This window comes from Aureimonas flava (assembly GCF_003583935.1).
Taxonomy (GTDB): Bacteria; Pseudomonadota; Alphaproteobacteria; order Rhizobiales; family Rhizobiaceae; genus Aureimonas; species Aureimonas flava.
The window spans coordinates 151,205-168,852 of record NZ_QYRN01000005.1 but is presented as its reverse complement, the minus strand read 5'-3'; the positions used below and the strand labels follow the sequence as shown (position 1 = coordinate 168,852).

Genomic DNA, 17,648 nt, shown 5'->3' with positions numbered 1-17,648 from the left:
GCTCCGCCGGCTCGTTCCCGGCCGGCCGAACCCTTAGGGAAACAGGATGGCGACGGCCAGCGTCGTGCCGGCTGCCAGCATGGCCAGCGCGGTCAGGTTCACGAAAACGGACACCATGGTCTCGATGCGCACCGGAAACTCTCCCTCGTAGTCGGCCCTTCGCTTCTACAACGGCCATGTTTCCGCCGGGTTTCGCCGGCGGGCCGATTTCCTCGCACCGCCCGCAATCCACAGGCACGTGACGCGGCGCGCGCCTGACGCCACCGCGGCGAAGCGCGCCTTCGGCATGCCCGCTGGACGCGAGAAACCGAGTTGACAGACGCGCCGGTTTGGAACTTGTATGAGTTATTGCGGGTCAAACGCCCCGCAACGACGCACCCGGACGCGACCGGGGCGCCGCGCCGGCTCGGGAGGCCGGTGGGATTTCGGCCGGCCTCGACCCGGCATCAGGGAGGAAGAGCATGAGCAAGTTGGGCAAGCTGGCTGCGGCCTTGGCGATGGCGACCGTGATGGGCGCGCCGGCCTTCGCGCAGGACGGCATGGTGGTCGGCTTCTCGCAGGTCGGCTCCGAATCGGGCTGGCGTGCCGCCGAGACGGCCGTCACGAGGCAGGAAGCCGAGAAGCGCGGCATCGACCTGAAGTTCGCCGACGCGCAGCAGAAGCAGGAGAACCAGATCAAGGCGATCCGCTCCTTCGTGGCGCAGGGCGTGGACGCGATCCTGCTCGCCCCCGTGGTCGCGACCGGCTGGGACGACGTCCTGGAGGAGGCCAAGGAAGCCGAGATCCCGGTGATCCTCCTGGATCGCAACATCGAGACCTCGGACGACGACCTCTACCTGACCGCCGTCACCTCCGACCAGGTCCACGAGGGCAAGGTCGCCGGCGACTATCTGGTCGGCCAGGTCGGCTCCAAGCCCTGCAACGTGGTGGAGCTCCAGGGCACCACCGGCTCCTCCCCCGCGATCGCCCGCAAGAAGGGCTTCGAGGAGGCGATCGCCGGCCACGACAACGTCAAGCTCACCCGCTCGCAGACCGGCGACTTCACCCGCACCAAGGGCAAGGAGGTCATGGAGAGCTTCATCAAGGCCGAGAACGGCGGCAAGGACATCTGCGCGGTCTACGCCCACAACGACGACATGGCCGTGGGCGCGATCCAGGCCATCAAGGAAGCCGGCCTCAAGCCGGGCTCGGACATCATGGTCGTCTCGATCGACGCCGTGCCCGACATCTTCGCCGCCATGGCGGCGGGCGAGGCCAACGCCACGGTGGAGCTGACCCCCAACATGGCGGGCCCGGCCTTCGACGCCCTGGAAGCCTACAAGAAGGACGGCACCGAGCCGAAGAAGTGGATCCAGACCGAATCCAAGCTCTACACCCAGGCCGACGATCCGAAGGCGGTGATGGAGTCCAAGAAGGGCCTCGGCTACTGAGCCGACCCGCTGCGACGGGCCCCGCCCCGTCCGGTTCGTGATCCGCGCCGTCGGCCTCTCGTCGGGCCGGCGGCGCGGCCCTTCAAGGCGGCGGCGCCGTCGGACGCGCGAGCCGCGCGGCATCGGCCCGGCGGCACCGCGCCCGCCCATCGGACCCGAGCGAATCCATGCCCCACGACCTCCTGGCCCTGCGCGAACTGACCAAGACCTTCGCCGGGATGACCGCCCTCGACGGCGTCGACCTGACCCTGCGGGCCGGCGAGATCCACGCCCTGCTCGGCGAGAACGGCGCCGGCAAGTCGACCCTCATCAAGACGCTCACCGGCGTGTACCGGCGCGACGGCGGCCGCATCCTGCTCGACGGCGCCGAGATCCATCCGGCGGACAGCCGGCAGGCGCAGGCGCTGGGCATCGGCACCGTGTATCAGGAGGTCAATCTCCTGCCCAACCTGTCGGTCGCCGAGAACCTGTTCCTGGGCCGCCAGCCGACCCGGTTCGGCCTTACCGACGGGCGCGCCATGCGCCGGCGCACCGCCGAGCTCCTGCGGGCCTACGGGCTCGCGGTCGATCCGGCGGCCGCGCTCGGCCAACTCTCGGTCGCCGTGCAGCAGCTCGTCGCCATCATCCGTGCGGTGGACGTGTCGGGCAAGGTGCTGATCCTCGACGAACCCACGGCGAGCCTCGACGCCGCCGAGGTCGAGATGCTGTTCGCCGCCATGCGCACCTTGCGCGACCGGGGCCTAGCCATCGTCTTCGTGACCCATTTCCTGGATCAGGTCTTCGCCGTGTGCGACCGGGCGACCGTGCTGCGCAACGGCCGTCTCGTGGGCGAACGCGTCATCGCCGAGACCTCGCGCATGGACATCGTGACCATGATGCTGGGGCGCGAGCTCGGCGAGGCCGTGCACGAGCGCGCGCCGGCCCGCGCCGCCGCCGGCGAGCCGCGCGTCGCCTTCCGCCGCTTCGGCCGCCGCCGCAGCGTCGAGCCCTTCGACCTGGAGATTCGCCCCGGCGAGGCGGTGGGTGTGGCGGGCCTCCTCGGCTCGGGACGCACCGAGACCGCCCGCCTCGTGTTCGGGGCCGACCGCGCCGACACGGGCGAGGCCTTCGTGGACGGCAAGCCGGTGCGCCTCGCCAATCCGCGCGCGGCGATCCGCGCCGGCTTCGGCTACTGCCCGGAGGAGCGCAAGGTGGAGGGCATCGTCGGCGACCTGTCGGTTCGCGAGAACATCGTGCTGGCGCTCCAGGCCCGGCGCGGCTGGGCGCGGCCGCTGCGGATGCGCGAGCAGGTGCGCATCGCCGACCGCTTCGTCGAGGCGCTCGACATCCGCACCACCGACATCGAGAAGCCGATCCGGCTTCTGTCCGGCGGCAACCAGCAGAAGGCGATCCTCGCCCGTTGGCTCGCCACCGAGCCGCGCTTCCTGATCCTCGACGAGCCGACGCGCGGCATCGACGTCGGCGCCCATGCCGAGATCGTCCGGCTGATCGAGCGGCTCTGCGAGGACGGCATGGCCATGCTCGTCATCTCCTCCGAGCTCGACGAGATCACCACCTATGCCGGCCGCGTGCGGGTGCTCCGCGACCGGCGTCATCTCGGCGACCTGACGGGCGAGGACGTCTCGCCCGGCGCCATCATGCGCACCATCGCCGGCGCCGGGGTCGAGGGAACGCACCGATGAGACTGTCCCGCCTGCGCTCCGCCCTGCCGCAGCTCCTCGCCCTGGCGCTGGTGCTCGGCGTCAACGCGATCCTGTTCCCGTCCTTCTTCGACCTCTCGTTCCGCAACGACCGGCTCTACGGCCCGCTGATCGACGTGCTCAACCGCGGCGCGCCGGTGATGCTGCTGGCCATCGGCATGACGCTGGTAATCGCCACCAAGGGCGTCGACCTCTCGGTGGGCGCCACCATGGCGATCTCGGGCGCCGTAGCGGCGACGCTCACGGTGGCAGGCGTGCCGATCCCGCTGGTGATCCTCGCCGCGCTCGGCGTCGGCCTCCTCTGCGGGTTGTGGAACGGCATCCTGGTGGCGGTGCTCGACATCCAGCCGATCATCGCGACGCTGATCCTGATGGTGGCCGGACGCGGCATCGCGCAGCTCGTCACCTCGGGCTTCATCGTCACCTTCAACGACCCGGTCCTGTTCTTCATCGGCTCGGGCTCCCTTCTCGGCCTGCCCATGCCGGTGGTGATCGCGCTGGCCATGGCGGTGCTGGTGGTGCTCCTGGTCCGGCGCACCGCGCTCGGCCTCCTGATCGAGGCGACCGGCATCAACCGCCGAGCGGCGGCGCTGGCCGGCGTCGACGCCAAGGCCGTGCTGATCGCCGCCTACATGACCTCGGGCCTCTGCGCCGCCGTGGCCGGCCTGATCGCGGCGGCCGACATCCGGGGCGCCGACGCCAACAATGCCGGCCTCTGGCTCGAGCTCGACGCGATCCTCGCCGTGGTGATCGGCGGCACGTCGCTGATGGGCGGCCGCTTCTCCATTCCCCTGGCGCTGGTGGGCGCCCTGATCATCCAGGCGATGAACACGGGCATCCTCCTGTCCGGCTTCCCGCCGGAGATGAACCTCATCCTGAAGGCGGTGCTGATCGCGCTGATCCTCGTGCTCCAGTCGCCCGCCATGGGGCGCCTGACGGCGCTTCTGGCGGCGGGCCGGGCGCGCGAGACGGGCACGGCGGCGCCGGCCGCCGCCGGCTCCCGCAAGGTCTGAACCGATGAACGCGCGCTTCCTGCCCCTCCTCGTCACGATCGCCGTGTTCGCCGTCGCCTTCGCGCTCTCGGCGGTCCAGTTCCCGGCGATGCTGTCGACGCGTGTCGTGGCCAACCTCCTCACCGACAACGCCTTCCTCGGCATCGTCGCCGTGGGCATGACCTTCGTGATTCTGTCGGGCGGCATCGACCTGTCGGTCGGCTCGGTGATCGCCTTCACCGGCGTGTTCCTGGCCGTCACCATCCGCGACGGCCAGCATCCCTACCCGATGATCCTCGCGATCCTCGTGATCGCCGCCCTGTTCGGCGCGCTGATGGGCGCGATGATCCATTACCTGGAGACGCCGCCCTTCATCGTCACGCTGGCGGGCATGTTCCTGGCGCGGGGCGGTTGCTACCTGCTGACCACCGAATCGGTGCCGATCGACCACCCGGCCTTCGACGCGCTGAAGGGCATCTTCTGGCGCATTCCCGGCGGCGGCCGCCTCACCTTCGTGGCCATGGTCATGCTGGCGGTCTTCGCCCTCGGCATGCTGGTCGCGCACAAGACGCGGTTCGGCACCTACGTCTACGCGCTGGGCGGGGACCGGACCTCGGCGGAGCTGATGGGCGTGCCCGTGGCGCGCGTGACGATCGGCATCTACGCGCTGTCGAGCCTTCTGGCCGGCGTCGCGGGCGTCGTGTTCGCGCTCTACACCTCGTCGGGCTATTCGCTGGCGACGGTCGGGGTGGAGCTCGACGCGATCGCGGCGGTGGTGATCGGCGGAACGCTGCTCACCGGCGGCGTCGGCTTCGTCGCCGGCACCTTTGTCGGCATCCTGATCTCGGGCCTGATCCAGACCTACATCGTGTTCGACGGCACGCTCTCGTCCTGGTGGACCAAGATCGCCATCGGCATCCTGCTCTTCGCCTTCATCACGCTCCAGCGCGGCCTGACGAAGCGCACCGGCCTGGCCGCCGCGACCTGACCGGCGGCCGGCGGGGGATGCCCCCGCCCGCCGCCCGCCTTACCCTTCCGCCGAGAAGGCGGCGAAGGCGGCCATGTTGACGAGGTCGGTGTCGGCGGCGCCGAGCTTGACGATCTGCACCGGCTTCTCCAGCCCGACCAGCACGGGGCCGATCACCGTCGCGTCGCCGAGCTCCTGCACCATGCGCGTCGAGATCGAGGCCGAGTGGAAGGCCGGCATGACGAGGACGTTGGCCGGCCCGGTGAGGCGGCAGAACGGATAGAGAGCCATCAGCTCCGGGTTCAGCGCCACTTCGGCGCCCATCTCGCCGTCGAACTCGAAGTCGACGCTGTTCTGCGACAGGAGCGCCACCGCCTCGCGCACCCGCTCCGAGCGTTCGGAGGCCGGATGGCCGAAGGTCGAGTGCGCCAGGAACGCGACGCGCGGCGTATGGCCGAGCTTGCGGGCGAAGCGGGCCGCTTCCGTCGCGATGCGCGCGAGCTGAGGGGCGCTCGGCATGTCGTGCACGGCGGTGTCGGCGACGAAGGTCGTGCGCCCCCGCGCGATCACGATCGAGATGCCGATCACGGCGCGGTTCGGCTTGGGGTCGATGACGCGGCGCACGTCGTCCAGGACCACCGAGTAGTTGCGCGTCAGGCCCGACACCATCGCGTCCGCGTCGCCGAGCGCCACCATGGCGGCGGCGAAGTGGTTGCGGTCGGTGTTGATGAGACGGTGGCAGTCGCGCTGGAGGTAGCCGTGGCGTTGGAGGCGCGCGTAGAGATGCTCCGAATAGGCGCTGGTGCGGTTGGACAGGCGGGCGTTGTTGATCTCGATCCCGTCGCGCAGCTCCACGCCGGCGAAGCGCGCCGTCTCTCGGATCCGATCCTCGCGCCCGACCAGAACCGCCTGGCCGAGACCCTGCGTGACGTAGGTCGTCGCGGCGCGGATGACCTGCTCCTCCTCGCCTTCCGCGAACACGACGCGGCGCGGCGTCTGGCGCAGCGTGGCGAAGATGTTCTGGAAGGTGCCGGCGGTGGGGTCGCGGCGCGAGGCGAGCTGATTGCGATAGGCCGTCCAGTCCGGGATCTCGCGGCGCGCGACGCCCGTCTCGATCGCCGCGCGCGCCACGGCCTCGGGCACCTGGGTGATGAGGCGCGGGTCGAACGGCGCGGGGATGATGTAGTCCCGCCCGAACTTCGGCCGGCCGGACCCCTTGTAGGCGGAGGCGACCGCGTCGGGCACGTCCTCGCGGGCGAGGCTCGCGAGCGCCTCGGCGGCCGCGATCTTCATCGCGTCGTTGATCTGCGTGGCGCGCACGTCCAGCGCACCGCGGAAGATGTAGGGGAAGCCGAGCACGTTGTTGACCTGGTTGGGATAGTCCGAGCGCCCCGTGGCGACGATCGCGTCGTCGCGGATGGCGTGCGCCTCCTCCGGGGTGATCTCCGGGTCGGGATTGGCCATGGCGAAGATGATCGGGTTCGGCGCCATGGAGCGCACCATGTCAGGCGTCAGGGCGCCTTTGGCCGAGACGCCGAAGAACACGTCGGCGCCGCGCATCGCGTCCTCGAGCGTGCGGGCGTCCGTATGGGCGGCGTGCGCCGACTTCCACTGGTTCATGCCCTCGGCGCGGCCCTGGAAGATGACGCCCTTGGTGTCGCACAGGATCACGCTGTCGTGCGGCACGCCCATGGCCTTGACCAGCTCGACGCAGGCGATGCCGGCCGCTCCCGCGCCGTTGCACACGAGCCTGATGTCCTTCATCTCCCGCCCCGTCAGGTGCAGCGCGTTGATGATGCCGGCGGCCGCGATGATGGCGGTGCCGTGCTGGTCGTCGTGGAAGACGGGAATGTCCATCAGCTCGCGCAGGCGCTGCTCGATGATGAAGCATTCGGGGGCCTTGATGTCCTCCAGGTTGATCCCGCCGAACGAGGGGCCGAGATAGCGCACGGCGTTCACGAACGTGTCGGGATCCTCCGTGTCGAGTTCGAGATCGATCGAATCGACGTCGGCGAAGCGCTTGAACAGGACCGCCTTGCCCTCCATCACGGGCTTGGAGGCGAGCGGCCCGAGATTGCCGAGGCCGAGAATGGCGGTGCCGTTGGAGATCACCGCGACCATGTTGCCGCGCGTCGTGTAGTCGAAGGCCTTGGCGGGGTCCTCGGCGATGGCTTTCACCGGCACCGCGACGCCCGGCGAATAGGCGAGGCTGAGGTCGCGCTGGGTGGCCATGGGCTTGGTCGGCGCGATCTCCAGCTTGCCGGGGCGGCCATCGGCGTGGAAGGCGAGCGCCTCCGCATCGGTGGTGCGAATGCCGCTGCGTCGCGTCGTGTCGGCCATGGATCCCCCTCGGTCGCTGAGCCGGGCGCCTCGCCCGCCGAAGGGTCCTTGTTTCCCGGTGAATGGCCCGCGTCAACGGGGCAACCTTGCGGCAGCGCAGCGAAACCGGCGCCTGCCGCGGCCCCGGAAACCGGAGGCCGCATGCCCCAACGGAAAAGGGAGAGACCTGGGACGACAGGTCTCTCCCCGAAACTGGAGGCAGGAAGGACGAAGGGGCGCGAGGCCCCTTCGATATTGCGGTCGGATCAGAAGTTGCGCTGGAAGCGCAGGAAGCCGTTGAACTGATCGGTGTCGCCGATCGGGCCACCGAAGTCGACGTTCTTGTACGAGACTTCCGCCAGCGTCGCGAAGTTGTTCGTGATCTGGTAGCCGACGTTGCCGACCACGGCGTAGTAGTCGCCCGACAGGTCGACCGGAACGACCGTGCCCAGCGGGCTGACCGCCAGGAACTGCGTGTCGAAGGTCTCGCCGTACTGGCCCGAGAGAGCCAGACCGAGCTTGCCGAACTTCTGGGCGTAGCCCGCACCGGCGGCCCACTCGAGGAAGATCGGCAGCGAGCCCGGGGTCGGGTTCAGGATGTTCGGGTTGTTGGCGGCGAAGGTGTTGACCGTGGCCAGGCCCGAGATCGACGAGTAGACAGTCGGGTCGAAGGCGTAGTGACCTTCGATCTTCAGCTGCGAGTCGGCAGCGATCAGGTCCTTCAGGAGCACGCCGCCCTTCAGAGCGAAGGCGTCGTTGCTGCCGTCCTGCAGACGGGTCGGGAAGCCGCCCGACAGCGTCACGAAGTTGAAGTTGCTGCCGAAGGCGGTGGCGAGGTCTTCCTGGTTGAAGGTCTCGTCGTAGACGGCCGACAGGTAGGCACCGCCGAAGGCGCCCGAGTAGACGATCTTGCCGTGGATGTCCGGAACCACGTCGCCGGTGCCGTCGTCCTCGAGGCCGATCGAGGCCGAGAAGCCGCCGGTGGCGAAGGTGTAGGACACCTGGTTGGTGTTGAAGTCGCCGACCACGAGGTCGGTGTCGGTCAGAAGGCCGTCCTCGAGACCGCCGATGTTCGACGACCACATCGAGTCACGGTAGCCCATGAGCAGGCCGCCGAGCTGGATGTAGGCCTGGTCCATCGCCACGCCGTTGTTGGCGCCCGAGGTGTTGGTCGCCTGGAGACGGGCGAAGGCGCGCAGGGTGCCGAGCTCGGTCTCTTCGCGGGCGTCGAAGTTCAGACGGGCGCGGACGCGGGAAGCGAGCTGGTAGTCGTCACCCTCGAGGTTGACGGCCGGGTCGCCGGCGACGTTCACCTGGAAGCGGACGTAACCGCCGACCGAAAGGCAGGTCTCGGTGCCCGGGATGTAGTAGAAGCCCTTGCCGTAGACGTCGCAGACGCGGACGTAGTCGACCGGCTCCGGCTCGACAGCAACGATGGCATCAGCGGCGCGAGCACCGGAAACAGCGACGAGAGCCGCAGCGGAGCCAAGAAGTACTTGGTGGAAAACGTTTTTCATTGTCCCGGACAATTCCTGGTTGAAGGCTAAGGCAGCCCTTGCGGCGGCTACGTCCGACAAATGCCATTGAAGATGTTTGGAGACAATTTAAAAACCGCCGGAACGCTTGCCCATTAAGCTGACTGCCACAGCGTTGTGCCGTTTTGGCCACATTTTGACTGCGGATATGGCAGGTTCAGCTTAATGTAAGCAATACTTCCATTTCCGAAGCTGGCGCGCCGATGGGGTATGCCCCTCGAGGACACCCGGGCCGCCGGTGCGTCCGGTTCGCCCGCGCAACGGCGCACGCCGGCCCTCGCGGACGCACCGCGAGGGCCGGCCGGGATCGCTCCCGCCTCTCGGATGGGGATCGGCCGCCCGGGCTAGCGGGCGGGCGGCACATAGTTCAGCACCGGACCGAGCCAACGCTCGACCTCGGCGATGGCCATGCCCTTGCGCTGCGCATAGTCCTCGACCTGGTCGCGCTCCACCTTGGCGACGCCGAAGTAGTAGCTGTCGGGATGGGCGAAGTAGAGCCCCGACACCGAAGACCCCGGCCACATCGCGTAGCTTTCGGTCAGCACGACGCCGGCCTGCGCCTCCGCGTCCAGGAGACGGAACAGCGTCACCTTCTCCGTATGGTCGGGCTGGGCCGGATAGCCCGGCGCCGGACGGATGCCCGCGTAGGGCTCGGCGATCAGCGCCTCGGGCGCGAAGGCCTCTTCCGGCGCGTAGGCCCACAGTTCGCGCCGCACGTATTCGTGCATGCGCTCGGCGAAGGCTTCGGCGAACCGGTCGGCCAGCGCCTTGACCATGATCGCGGCATAGTCGTCGTTGGCCTTGGCGAACCGGTCGGCGATCGCCTCCTCCTCGATGCCGGCCGTCACCACGAAGCCGCCGAGATAGTCGGCGATGCCCGTGTCCTTCGGCGCCACGAAGTCGGCGAGCGCCACGTTGGGCCGCTCGCCCCGCTTGGCGAGCTGCTGGCGCAGCGTGAAGAAGGTCGCAAGCTCCGCGTTGCGCGCCTCGTCGGTGTAGAGGCGCACGTCGTCGCCCACCGCGTTGGCCGGCCAGAAGCCGACCACGGCGCGCGGGCGGAACCAGCCTTCCGAGACGATCTGGGCGAGCATGCCCTGCGCGTCCTCGAAGAGCTGGCGGGCAGCCGCACCCTGCTTCTCGTCCTCGAGGATCGCGGGATAGCGACCCTTCAGCTCCCAGGTCTGGAAGAACGGGGTCCAGTCGATGTAGCGCGCCAGCTCGGCGAGGTCCCAGCTGTCGAAGGTGCGCGTTCCCAGGAACGAGGGCCTGGTCGGCCGGAAGCCGGTCCAGTCGATCGGCTGGCGGTTGGCGCGCGCCTTCTCCAGCGGCAGGCGCTGCTTCTCGGCCTCGGCCTCCGCATGCTTCACCGCCACCCTTTCGTACTCGGCCCGCACGCCCGCGGCGTAGCTCTCGCGCCCCTCGGGCGACAGGAGGTTCGACACCACGCCGACGGCGCGGCTGGCATCGGTCACGTAGACCGTCTGGCCCTTGCGATAGCGCGGGTCGATCTTCACCGCCGTGTGGACGCGGCTCGTGGTGGCTCCGCCGATCAGCAGCGGCACGGCGAAACCCTCGCGCTCCATCTCGGCCGCCACATGCACCATCTCGTCCAGCGAAGGGGTGATGAGGCCGCTGAGGCCGATGACGTCCACCTTCTCGGCCTTGGCGGTTTCGAGGATCTTGGCGGCCGGCACCATCACGCCGAGGTCGATCACCTCGTAGTTGTTGCAGGCGAGGACGACGCCGACGATGTTCTTGCCGATGTCGTGCACGTCGCCCTTCACGGTCGCCATCAGGATCTTGCCGGCGTTCTTGCGCTCCTCGCCGCCCGACAGGCGCTTCTCCTCCTCCATGTAGGGAAGGAGGTGGGCGACCGCCTGCTTCATCACGCGCGCGGACTTCACCACCTGCGGCAGGAACATCTTGCCGGCGCCGAAAAGGTCGCCGACCGTGTTCATGCCCGCCATCAGCGGCCCCTCGATCACGTGGAGCGGGCGCTCGGCCTTGAGCCGCGCCTCTTCCGTGTCGGCGTCGATGAACTCGGTGATGCCGTTGACGAGGGCGTGGGCGAGCCGCTCCTCCACCGTGCCCTCGCGCCAGGTGAGGTCCTTGGCCTTGGCTTCCTTGCCGGCCGTGCCGCGATAGCGCTCGGCGAGCTCCAGCAGGCGTTCGGTCGGGCTCTTGCCGTCCCGCCCCGGCCGATCGAGCACCACGTCCTCGCAGGCCTCGCGGAGCTCGGCGTCGATCGTGTCGTAGACCGCGAGCTGGCCCGCGTTGACGATGCCCATGTCCATGCCCGCCTGGATGGCATGGTAGAGGAACACCGCGTGCATCGCCTCGCGCACCGGCTCGTTGCCGCGGAACGAGAAGGACAGGTTGGACACGCCGCCCGAGATGTGGGCGTGCGGCAGCGTCTCGCGGATCGTGCGCGTCGCCTCGATGAAGGCGGTGCCGTAGCCGTCGTGCTCCTCGATGCCGGTCGCCACCGCGAAGACGTTGGGGTCGAAGACGATGTCCTCCGGCGGGAAGCCGTTCTCGGTCAGGAGTTTGTAGGCGCGCGAGCAGATCGCGACCTTGCGCTCGAACGTGTCGGCCTGCCCCTCCTCGTCGAAGGCCATGACCACCACGGCCGCGCCGTAGAGGCGGCAGAGGCGGGCGTGATGGAGGAAGGCCTCCTCCCCTTCCTTCATCGAGATCGAGTTGACGATCGGCTTGCCCTGCACGCATTGCAGGCCGGCCTCGATCACCTCCCACTTGGAGCTGTCGATCATCACCGGCACGCGGGCGATGTCGGGCTCGGAAGCCACGAGGTTGAGGAACTCGACCATCGCCTTGCGCGAATCGATCAGCCCCTCGTCCATGTTGACGTCGATGACCTGCGCCCCGTTCGCCACCTGGTCGCGCGCGACGTCCAGCGCGGCGGCGTAGTCGCCGGCCGTGACGAGCTTGCGGAAGCGGGCCGAGCCCGTGACGTTGGTGCGCTCGCCGACGTTCACGAAGGGAATGTCCTTCGTGAGCGTGAAGGGCTCGAGACCCGACAGGCGCATCATCGGCTCGACCTTGGGCAGGCGGCGCGGCTCGAGGCCGGCCACCGCCTCGGCGATGGCGCGGATATGCTCCGGCGTCGAACCGCAGCATCCGCCGACGACGTTGATCAGCCCTTCCTCGGCGAAACCGCGCACCTGGCGCGCCATGGCGTCCGGCGTCTCGTCGTACTGGCCGAACTCGTTGGGCAGGCCGGCATTGGGATAGGCGCAGACGAAGGTGTCTGCGACGCTGGAGATCTCGGCGAGATGCGGGCGCATGGCCTCGGCGCCGAGCGCGCAGTTGAGGCCGATCGTGAAGGGTTTCGCGTGGCGCACCGAGTGCCAGAAGGCGGTCGGCGTCTGGCCCGAGAGCGTGCGCCCCGACAGGTCGGTGATCGTGCCGGAGATCATCACCGGCAGGTTCACGCCGGCCTCCGCGAACACCTCCTCGGCCGCGAAGATGGCGGCCTTGGCGTTCAGCGTGTCGAAGATCGTCTCGATCAGGATGATGTCCGAGCCGCCGTCGAGAAGGCCGCGCACCTGCTGGGCATAGGCGAGGCGCAGCTCGTCGAAGGTGACGGCGCGATAGCCGGGATTGTTGACGTCGGGCGAGATCGAGGCCGTGCGGTTGGTCGGGCCCACGGCGCCGGCCACGAAGCGCCGGCGCCCGTCGGCCTCCTCCGCACGCAGCGCGGCGCGGCGCGCCACGGCGGCGCCCTCCCGGTTCAGCTCGTAGACCACGGCCTCCATCTCGTAGTCGGCCTGCGCGATGGTGGTGCCCGAGAACGTGTTGGTCTCGACGATGTCCGCCCCGGCCATGAGGTAGGCGAAGTGGATGTCCTCGATCGCGCGCGGCTGGGTCAGCACCAGAAGGTCGTTGTTGCCCTGGAGGTGGCACGCGCAGTCGCCGAACCGCTCCCCGCGGAAATGCTCCTCCCCGAGCCCGAGGCCCTGGATCTGCGTGCCCATCGCACCGTCGAGGATCAGGATGCGCTCGGCGGCCGCCCGGCGCAGCGCGGTCCAGACGTCGTCGCGCGGCGCGGCGGGGCGGGAAGCGAACAGCGTGTCGAGGGTGGAACTCATGGAATGAACCTCAGGGACCTGCATGGCCAAGTCGCATATAAGGATGTCCTTATATGATTTGGGCCGAACTGGCGAGGCGGCCCGGGCGCGGCCCCGATGTCCGGCTGGCGCAACGCTCGATTGCACTGGAATCGTTCCAAAACATAGTGATTGCTGACAATTTCGTGAAGGATTAAGAGGGCGCGGCGTGGACAGGGTTCCGCGCATCCGCAGCTTGCCAGGATCCGGTCATGCTCGTCCCGTTCCTCATCATGCTTCGCGAGGGCCTGGAGGCCGCGCTCATCGTCGGGATCGTCGCGGGCTACCTTTCCCGCAGCGGCCGTGGCGCCTGGATGCCCGCCGTGTGGACCGGCATCTTCCTCGCCGCCGCGCTCGCCCTGTTCGTGGGCGCCGGGCTGCAGCTGGCGAGCGCCGAGTTTCCCCAGCGCACGCAGGAACTGTTCGAGGCGCTGGTCGGCTTCACGGCGGTGGCGATCCTGACCTCCATGGTCCTCTGGATGCGCAAGGCGGCGCGCTCGCTGAAGTCCGAGCTGCAGGGCTCGATCGACGCAGCCTTGTCGGGCACGCGCGCGCAAGGGCTCGCCCTGGTGGGCCTCGTCTTCTTCGCCGTGGCGCGCGAAGGCCTGGAATCGGTGTTCTTTCTCCTGGCCATCTTCCAGCAGAGCCCCGGCGCTGCCGGCCCGCTCGGCGCGCTGCTCGGGATCTTCGTCTCGGCGCTGCTCGGCTACGCGATCTATGTCGGCGGCGTGCGGCTCGACCTCGCGCGCTTCTTCCGCTGGACCGGGGTGTTCATCCTCTTCGTGGCGGCGGGCCTCCTGGCCGGCTCGCTGCGCCATCTCCACGAGGCGGGCGTCTGGAACCAGCTCCAGGCGCCGATCTTCGACCTCAGCGGCATCCTGCCGGAGGACGGGCTCGTCGGCAGCGTCCTGTCCGGTCTGTTCGGTTATCTGGCCGACCCGACTGTGGGCGAGGCCATCGCCTATCTCGCCTATCTCGCCGGCGCGCTGGCGCTGTTCCTGCGGCCGGCCGCCCCCGCCCCGGCCCGGCCGCGCCCGGCCCCCGCGCTTCGCTAGAGGCCCGACCGATGTCCTCCCCGCCCCTCCCGCCCGTCCGCGGCCCGAACCGCACCCTTCGGTGGGCCGCCGCCGGATCGGCGTTGCTGATGATCGCCGGCGTCGGCGCCTTCGCCTACGCCTCGCAGGTGGCCGCACGCCGCACGCCGGGCGCGGACGCCCTGACGGTGGTGCTGGAGAACGGCACCTGCCGGCCCAACGAGCTGACCGTTCCGGCGGGACGCACGACCTTTCGCATCGAGAACCGGACCGAACGCGCGGTGGAATGGGAGATCCTCGACGGCGTGATGGTGGTGGAGGAGCGCGAGAACATCGCGCCCGGCCTGTCGCAGACGCTGAGCGCGCGGCTGCGGCCGGGCGAATACGCCATCACCTGCGGCCTCCTTTCCAACCCGCGCGGCCGGCTCGTGGTCACGCCCGCGGCTGACGGCGCCGCGCCCTCGGCCCCCGATCTCGTCGCCTTCATCGCCCCGCTCGCGGAGTACCGGGTGTTCACCCAGCTTCAGGCGCGCGATCTCGCACGCGAGGTCGGTGCGCTGGACGAGGCGATCCGGGCCGGCGACCTCGCCAAGGCCCGCGGGCTCTATTCGCAGGCGCGCGCGCCGTATCTGCGCCTCGCGCCGGTGGCAAGCCGCATCGCCGACCTCGCCAACGCCATCGACCCGGTGGCGGCCTATCTCGGCGGGCGCGAGGCGGACCGCGGCTTCACCGGCTTCCACCGCCTGGAATACGGCCTGTTCGCGCAGAACGCGACGCAGGGGCTCGCCCCGATCTCCGAAAAGCTCGTGGCGGACGTCGCCGCGCTGCGCGAGCGGCTGCGCGCGCTGAAGCTCTCGCCGGCCGACATGACCGACGGCGCGGCGCGGGTCCTCCAGCTCCTGGCCGACACCACGGCGGGCAACGGGGTGGACGCCTATTCCCGCACCGACCTCGACGACTTCGATGCCGGCCTTTCGGGCGTCGCCAAGATCGTGGCGCTCCTGAAGCCCGTCGCCTCCGACGCCGCGCCGGAGGCGTTCGAGGCGGTGGGCACGCGCCTGTCCACCGTAGAGGCCCAGCTCGCCGCGCTTCGCGGCGCGGACGGCTATCCCGCGTTCGACGCGGTGCCGGCCGAAAGCCGCGAGGCGCTCGCCGAGGACACCCGTGCGCTCGGCGAAGCCGTGGAGCGGATGGGCGAGGCGATCGGCCTGTCGCAGGGTGGCGCGTGATGTCGAACGAAAGCGATCGCGGCGGGTCCATGGTGACCGATCGGCGCCGGCTCCTGATGGGTCTCGCGGGAGGAGCGGCGGCCGCCGCCGCCCTGGCCCCGGCCGCCGCCGCGCAACGACCGCAGGGCCAGGTGGCCGAGGCGCCGCACAGCGACAAGGCGAGCGAGCGACAGCCCTTCCACGGAAGCACGCAGAGCGGGGTCGTGACGCCCCGCCCCGCGGCGGGCATGGTGGTCGCCTTCGACACGCTGGCCGAAAGCCCCGCCGAGGTGGAGCGCCTACTGCGCACGCTGACCGAGCGCTTCCGCTTCCTGATGGCGGGCGGCCCGGTGCCCGATCTCGACCCGAAGCTGCCGCCGGCCGATTCCGGCATCCTCGGCCCGGTGATCTCGCCCGACAACCTGACGATCACCCTGTCGCTCGGCGACAGCTTCTTCGAGGGGCGGCCCTGGCTGCGGGCGTTGAAGCCCCGCTGCCTCCAGCGCATGGCTCGCTTCCCGAACGACGCCCTGGACCCCTCGCTCTGCCACGGCGACCTGTCGATCCAGATCTGCGCCAACACGCCCGACACGACGATCCACGCGCTGCGCGACATCATCAAGGTGCTGCCGGACCTTCTGGTGATCCGCTGGAAGCAGGAGGGCACGGTGCCGATCCTGCCGCCGAGCCGCGACGGCCAGCAGGAAAGCGCGCGCAACTTCCTGGGCTTCCGCGACGGGTCGGCCAATCCCGATTCGCGCGACGCCCGGCTGATGGACACCGTGGTCTGGGTCGGCGCGGACGGCGAGGAGCCTGCCTGGGCACGCGCGGGCACCTACCAGGCGGTGCGGGTGATCCGCAACTTCGTGGAGCGGTGGGACCGCACGCCGCTGGCCGAGCAGGAGGTGATCGTCGGCCGGCAGAAGCCGAGTGGCGCGCCGCTCGGCCACGCGGGCACGGAGGCGGACGTCCCCGACTACGGGCGCGACCCGCAGGGCGCGGTGACCCCGCTCGACGCCCATATCCGCCTCGCCAACCCTCGCCGGCCCGGGACGCAGTCCAACCTCATCCTGCGTCGGCCCTTCAACTACTCCAACGGCGTGACCCGGAACGGGCAGCTCGACCAGGGGCTGCTCTTCATCGCCTACCAGGCCGACCTCGACCAGGGCTTCATCGCCGTGCAGCGGCGCCTCGATGGCGAGCCGCTCGAGGAGTACATCAAGCCGGTCGGCGGCGGCTACTTCTTCACCCTGCCCGGCGTGCGCGACGAGGAGGATTTCCTCGGCCGCTCGCTTCTCCAGGCCGCATCGGACCTGAAAGCCTGACGACGGAGACCAGCCCATGAAGCCTTCCCAGATCACCGGCGCGGCGCTCGCCGCCCTCGTGTTCGGCGCGACGCCGACGCTTGCCGAGGTCTCGCCGCTCGACCTCGTGCAGCCCGTCGCCGAATACAAGATCTACGTCTCCGAGAAGCTGGAGACGCTGACGCGCGACACCAAGGCCTTCACCGACGCGGTGAAGGCGGGCGACGTGGCCAGGGCCAAGGCGCTGTTCGCGCCCACGCGCATGAGCTACGAATCGGTGGAGCCGATCGCGGAGCTCTTCTCCGATCTCGACGGCTCGATCGATTCGCGCGCCGACGACCACGAGAAGCGCGAGGAGGATCCCGGCTTCACCGGCTTCCACCGCCTCGAATACGGGCTGTTCGCGAAGAACTCGACGGACGGGCTCGCCCCGATCGCCGACAAGCTCATGGCCGACGTCACCGAGCTCGAGACGCGCATCTCCGATCTCGCCCTGCCGCCGGAAAAGGTGGTGGGCGGGGCGGCCGCGCTGATGGAGGAGGTCGCCGCGACCAAGATCTCCGGCGAGGAGGACCGCTACAGCGGCACCGACCTGTGGGACTTCCGAGGCAATTTCGACGGGTCGAAGACGATCTTCGAACTCGTCCGCCCGCTGCTGACGGACGACGCTGCCTTCGTGGCCAAGGTCGACAAGAGCTTCGACACGGTGGACGCGACGCTGGCGAAGTATCGCGAGGGCGAAGGCTACGCGCCCTACGAGAAGCTGACCGACGGCGACCGCAAGGTGCTGGCCGCCAACGTCAACACCCTGGCCGAGGACCTGTCCACGCTGCGCGGCAAGCTCGGCCTGAACTGATCGACGCGTCGGGCGCACCGGGGGCTCGGACGCCCGACGCTCCCGATCGTTTGGATACGCATGCGCGGCCGGCTAACGAAACAAATCCCGTGAGCATGTGAAGCCGAACGGCCCGGGCGCCCGTAGCTCCCGTGTCAGCCGTCATGTCGGCGGTTCGATCGACCCCTAAGGGAGAG

The 17,648-nt window shown here is 69.6% G+C and carries 11 protein-coding genes; 8 read left to right on the top strand and 3 right to left on the bottom strand.

What is annotated here, in order from left to right; genetic code table 11:
* The first annotated feature begins 461 nt into the window (after positions 1 to 461).
* The 4 genes from ytfQ to yjfF all read left to right on the top strand — a co-directional run bounded on the left by ytfQ (position 462) and on the right by yjfF (position 5,110).
* Complete coding sequence (ytfQ, locus tag D3218_RS10600; protein WP_119540050.1) at positions 462 to 1,430, top strand: galactofuranose ABC transporter, galactofuranose-binding protein YtfQ; 969 nt, start codon at positions 462 to 464, stop codon at positions 1,428 to 1,430.
* Between the two features lie 167 nt (positions 1,431 to 1,597).
* Entirely contained in the window at positions 1,598 to 3,112 is a 1,515-nt protein-coding gene (locus D3218_RS10595) for a sugar ABC transporter ATP-binding protein (RefSeq protein WP_119540049.1), read from the top strand.
* On the top strand, positions 3,109 to 4,143 hold the full coding sequence (locus D3218_RS10590; protein WP_119540048.1) for an ABC transporter permease: 1,035 nt from the start codon (positions 3,109 to 3,111) through the stop codon (positions 4,141 to 4,143). The genes D3218_RS10595 and D3218_RS10590 overlap by 4 nt, the downstream gene beginning before the upstream one ends.
* 4 nt (positions 4,144 to 4,147) lie before the next feature.
* Entirely contained in the window at positions 4,148 to 5,110 is a 963-nt protein-coding gene (yjfF, locus tag D3218_RS10585) for a galactofuranose ABC transporter, permease protein YjfF (RefSeq protein ID WP_119540047.1), read from the top strand.
* A gap of 39 nt (positions 5,111 to 5,149) precedes the next feature.
* Here yjfF and D3218_RS10580 read toward each other — a convergent pair whose 3' ends face one another.
* The 3 genes from D3218_RS10580 to metH all read right to left on the bottom strand — a co-directional run bounded on the left by D3218_RS10580 (position 5,150) and on the right by metH (position 13,052).
* Positions 5,150 to 7,429 carry an NADP-dependent malic enzyme gene (locus D3218_RS10580; protein ID WP_119540046.1) on the bottom strand — a complete coding sequence of 760 codons (2,280 nt, stop codon included), beginning with the start codon at positions 7,427 to 7,429 and terminating at the stop codon, positions 5,150 to 5,152.
* A gap of 245 nt (positions 7,430 to 7,674) precedes the next feature.
* On the bottom strand, positions 7,675 to 8,925 hold the full coding sequence (locus tag D3218_RS10575; protein WP_119540045.1) for a porin: 1,251 nt from the start codon (positions 8,923 to 8,925) through the stop codon (positions 7,675 to 7,677).
* Between the two features lie 362 nt (positions 8,926 to 9,287).
* Complete coding sequence (gene metH / locus D3218_RS10570) at positions 9,288 to 13,052, bottom strand: methionine synthase (protein WP_119540280.1); 3,765 nt, start codon at positions 13,050 to 13,052, stop codon at positions 9,288 to 9,290.
* 230 nt (positions 13,053 to 13,282) lie between these two features.
* On the opposite strand from metH, the gene efeU reads away from it, so the two are divergent.
* From efeU to efeO (D3218_RS10550), 4 genes are all read left to right on the top strand, one after another.
* Positions 13,283 to 14,125, top strand: coding sequence for an iron uptake transporter permease EfeU (efeU, locus tag D3218_RS10565; protein WP_119540044.1), 843 nt, complete (start codon positions 13,283 to 13,285; stop codon positions 14,123 to 14,125).
* Between the two features lie 89 nt (positions 14,126 to 14,214).
* Positions 14,215 to 15,333 carry an iron uptake system protein EfeO gene (gene efeO / locus D3218_RS10560; protein ID WP_245415016.1) on the top strand — a complete coding sequence of 373 codons (1,119 nt, stop codon included), beginning with the start codon at positions 14,215 to 14,217 and terminating at the stop codon, positions 15,331 to 15,333.
* On the top strand, positions 15,333 to 16,637 hold the full coding sequence (gene efeB, locus D3218_RS10555) for an iron uptake transporter deferrochelatase/peroxidase subunit (RefSeq protein ID WP_119540042.1): 1,305 nt from the start codon (positions 15,333 to 15,335) through the stop codon (positions 16,635 to 16,637). Before efeO (D3218_RS10560) ends, efeB begins: the two co-directional genes overlap by 1 nt.
* Before the next feature lie 16 nt (positions 16,638 to 16,653).
* Positions 16,654 to 17,472 carry an iron uptake system protein EfeO gene (gene efeO, locus D3218_RS10550; protein ID WP_119540041.1) on the top strand — a complete coding sequence of 273 codons (819 nt, stop codon included), beginning with the start codon at positions 16,654 to 16,656 and terminating at the stop codon, positions 17,470 to 17,472.
* Positions 17,473 to 17,648 lie beyond the last annotated feature (176 nt).

Coding starts and splice junctions, on each gene's coding strand:
- ytfQ (WP_119540050.1), top strand. CDS start 462: ATGAGCAAGTTGGGCAAGCTGGCTGCGGCCTTGGCGATGGCGACCGTG.
- D3218_RS10595 (WP_119540049.1), top strand. CDS start 1,598: ATGCCCCACGACCTCCTGGCCCTGCGCGAACTGACCAAGACCTTCGCC.
- D3218_RS10590 (WP_119540048.1), top strand. CDS start 3,109: ATGAGACTGTCCCGCCTGCGCTCCGCCCTGCCGCAGCTCCTCGCCCTG.
- yjfF (WP_119540047.1), top strand. CDS start 4,148: ATGAACGCGCGCTTCCTGCCCCTCCTCGTCACGATCGCCGTGTTCGCC.
- D3218_RS10580 (WP_119540046.1), bottom strand. CDS start 7,429: ATGGCCGACACGACGCGACGCAGCGGCATTCGCACCACCGATGCGGAG.
- D3218_RS10575 (WP_119540045.1), bottom strand. CDS start 8,925: ATGAAAAACGTTTTCCACCAAGTACTTCTTGGCTCCGCTGCGGCTCTC.
- metH (WP_119540280.1), bottom strand. CDS start 13,052: ATGAGTTCCACCCTCGACACGCTGTTCGCTTCCCGCCCCGCCGCGCCG.
- efeU (WP_119540044.1), top strand. CDS start 13,283: ATGCTCGTCCCGTTCCTCATCATGCTTCGCGAGGGCCTGGAGGCCGCG.
- efeO (WP_245415016.1), top strand. CDS start 14,215: ATGATCGCCGGCGTCGGCGCCTTCGCCTACGCCTCGCAGGTGGCCGCA.
- efeB (WP_119540042.1), top strand. CDS start 15,333: ATGTCGAACGAAAGCGATCGCGGCGGGTCCATGGTGACCGATCGGCGC.
- efeO (WP_119540041.1), top strand. CDS start 16,654: ATGAAGCCTTCCCAGATCACCGGCGCGGCGCTCGCCGCCCTCGTGTTC.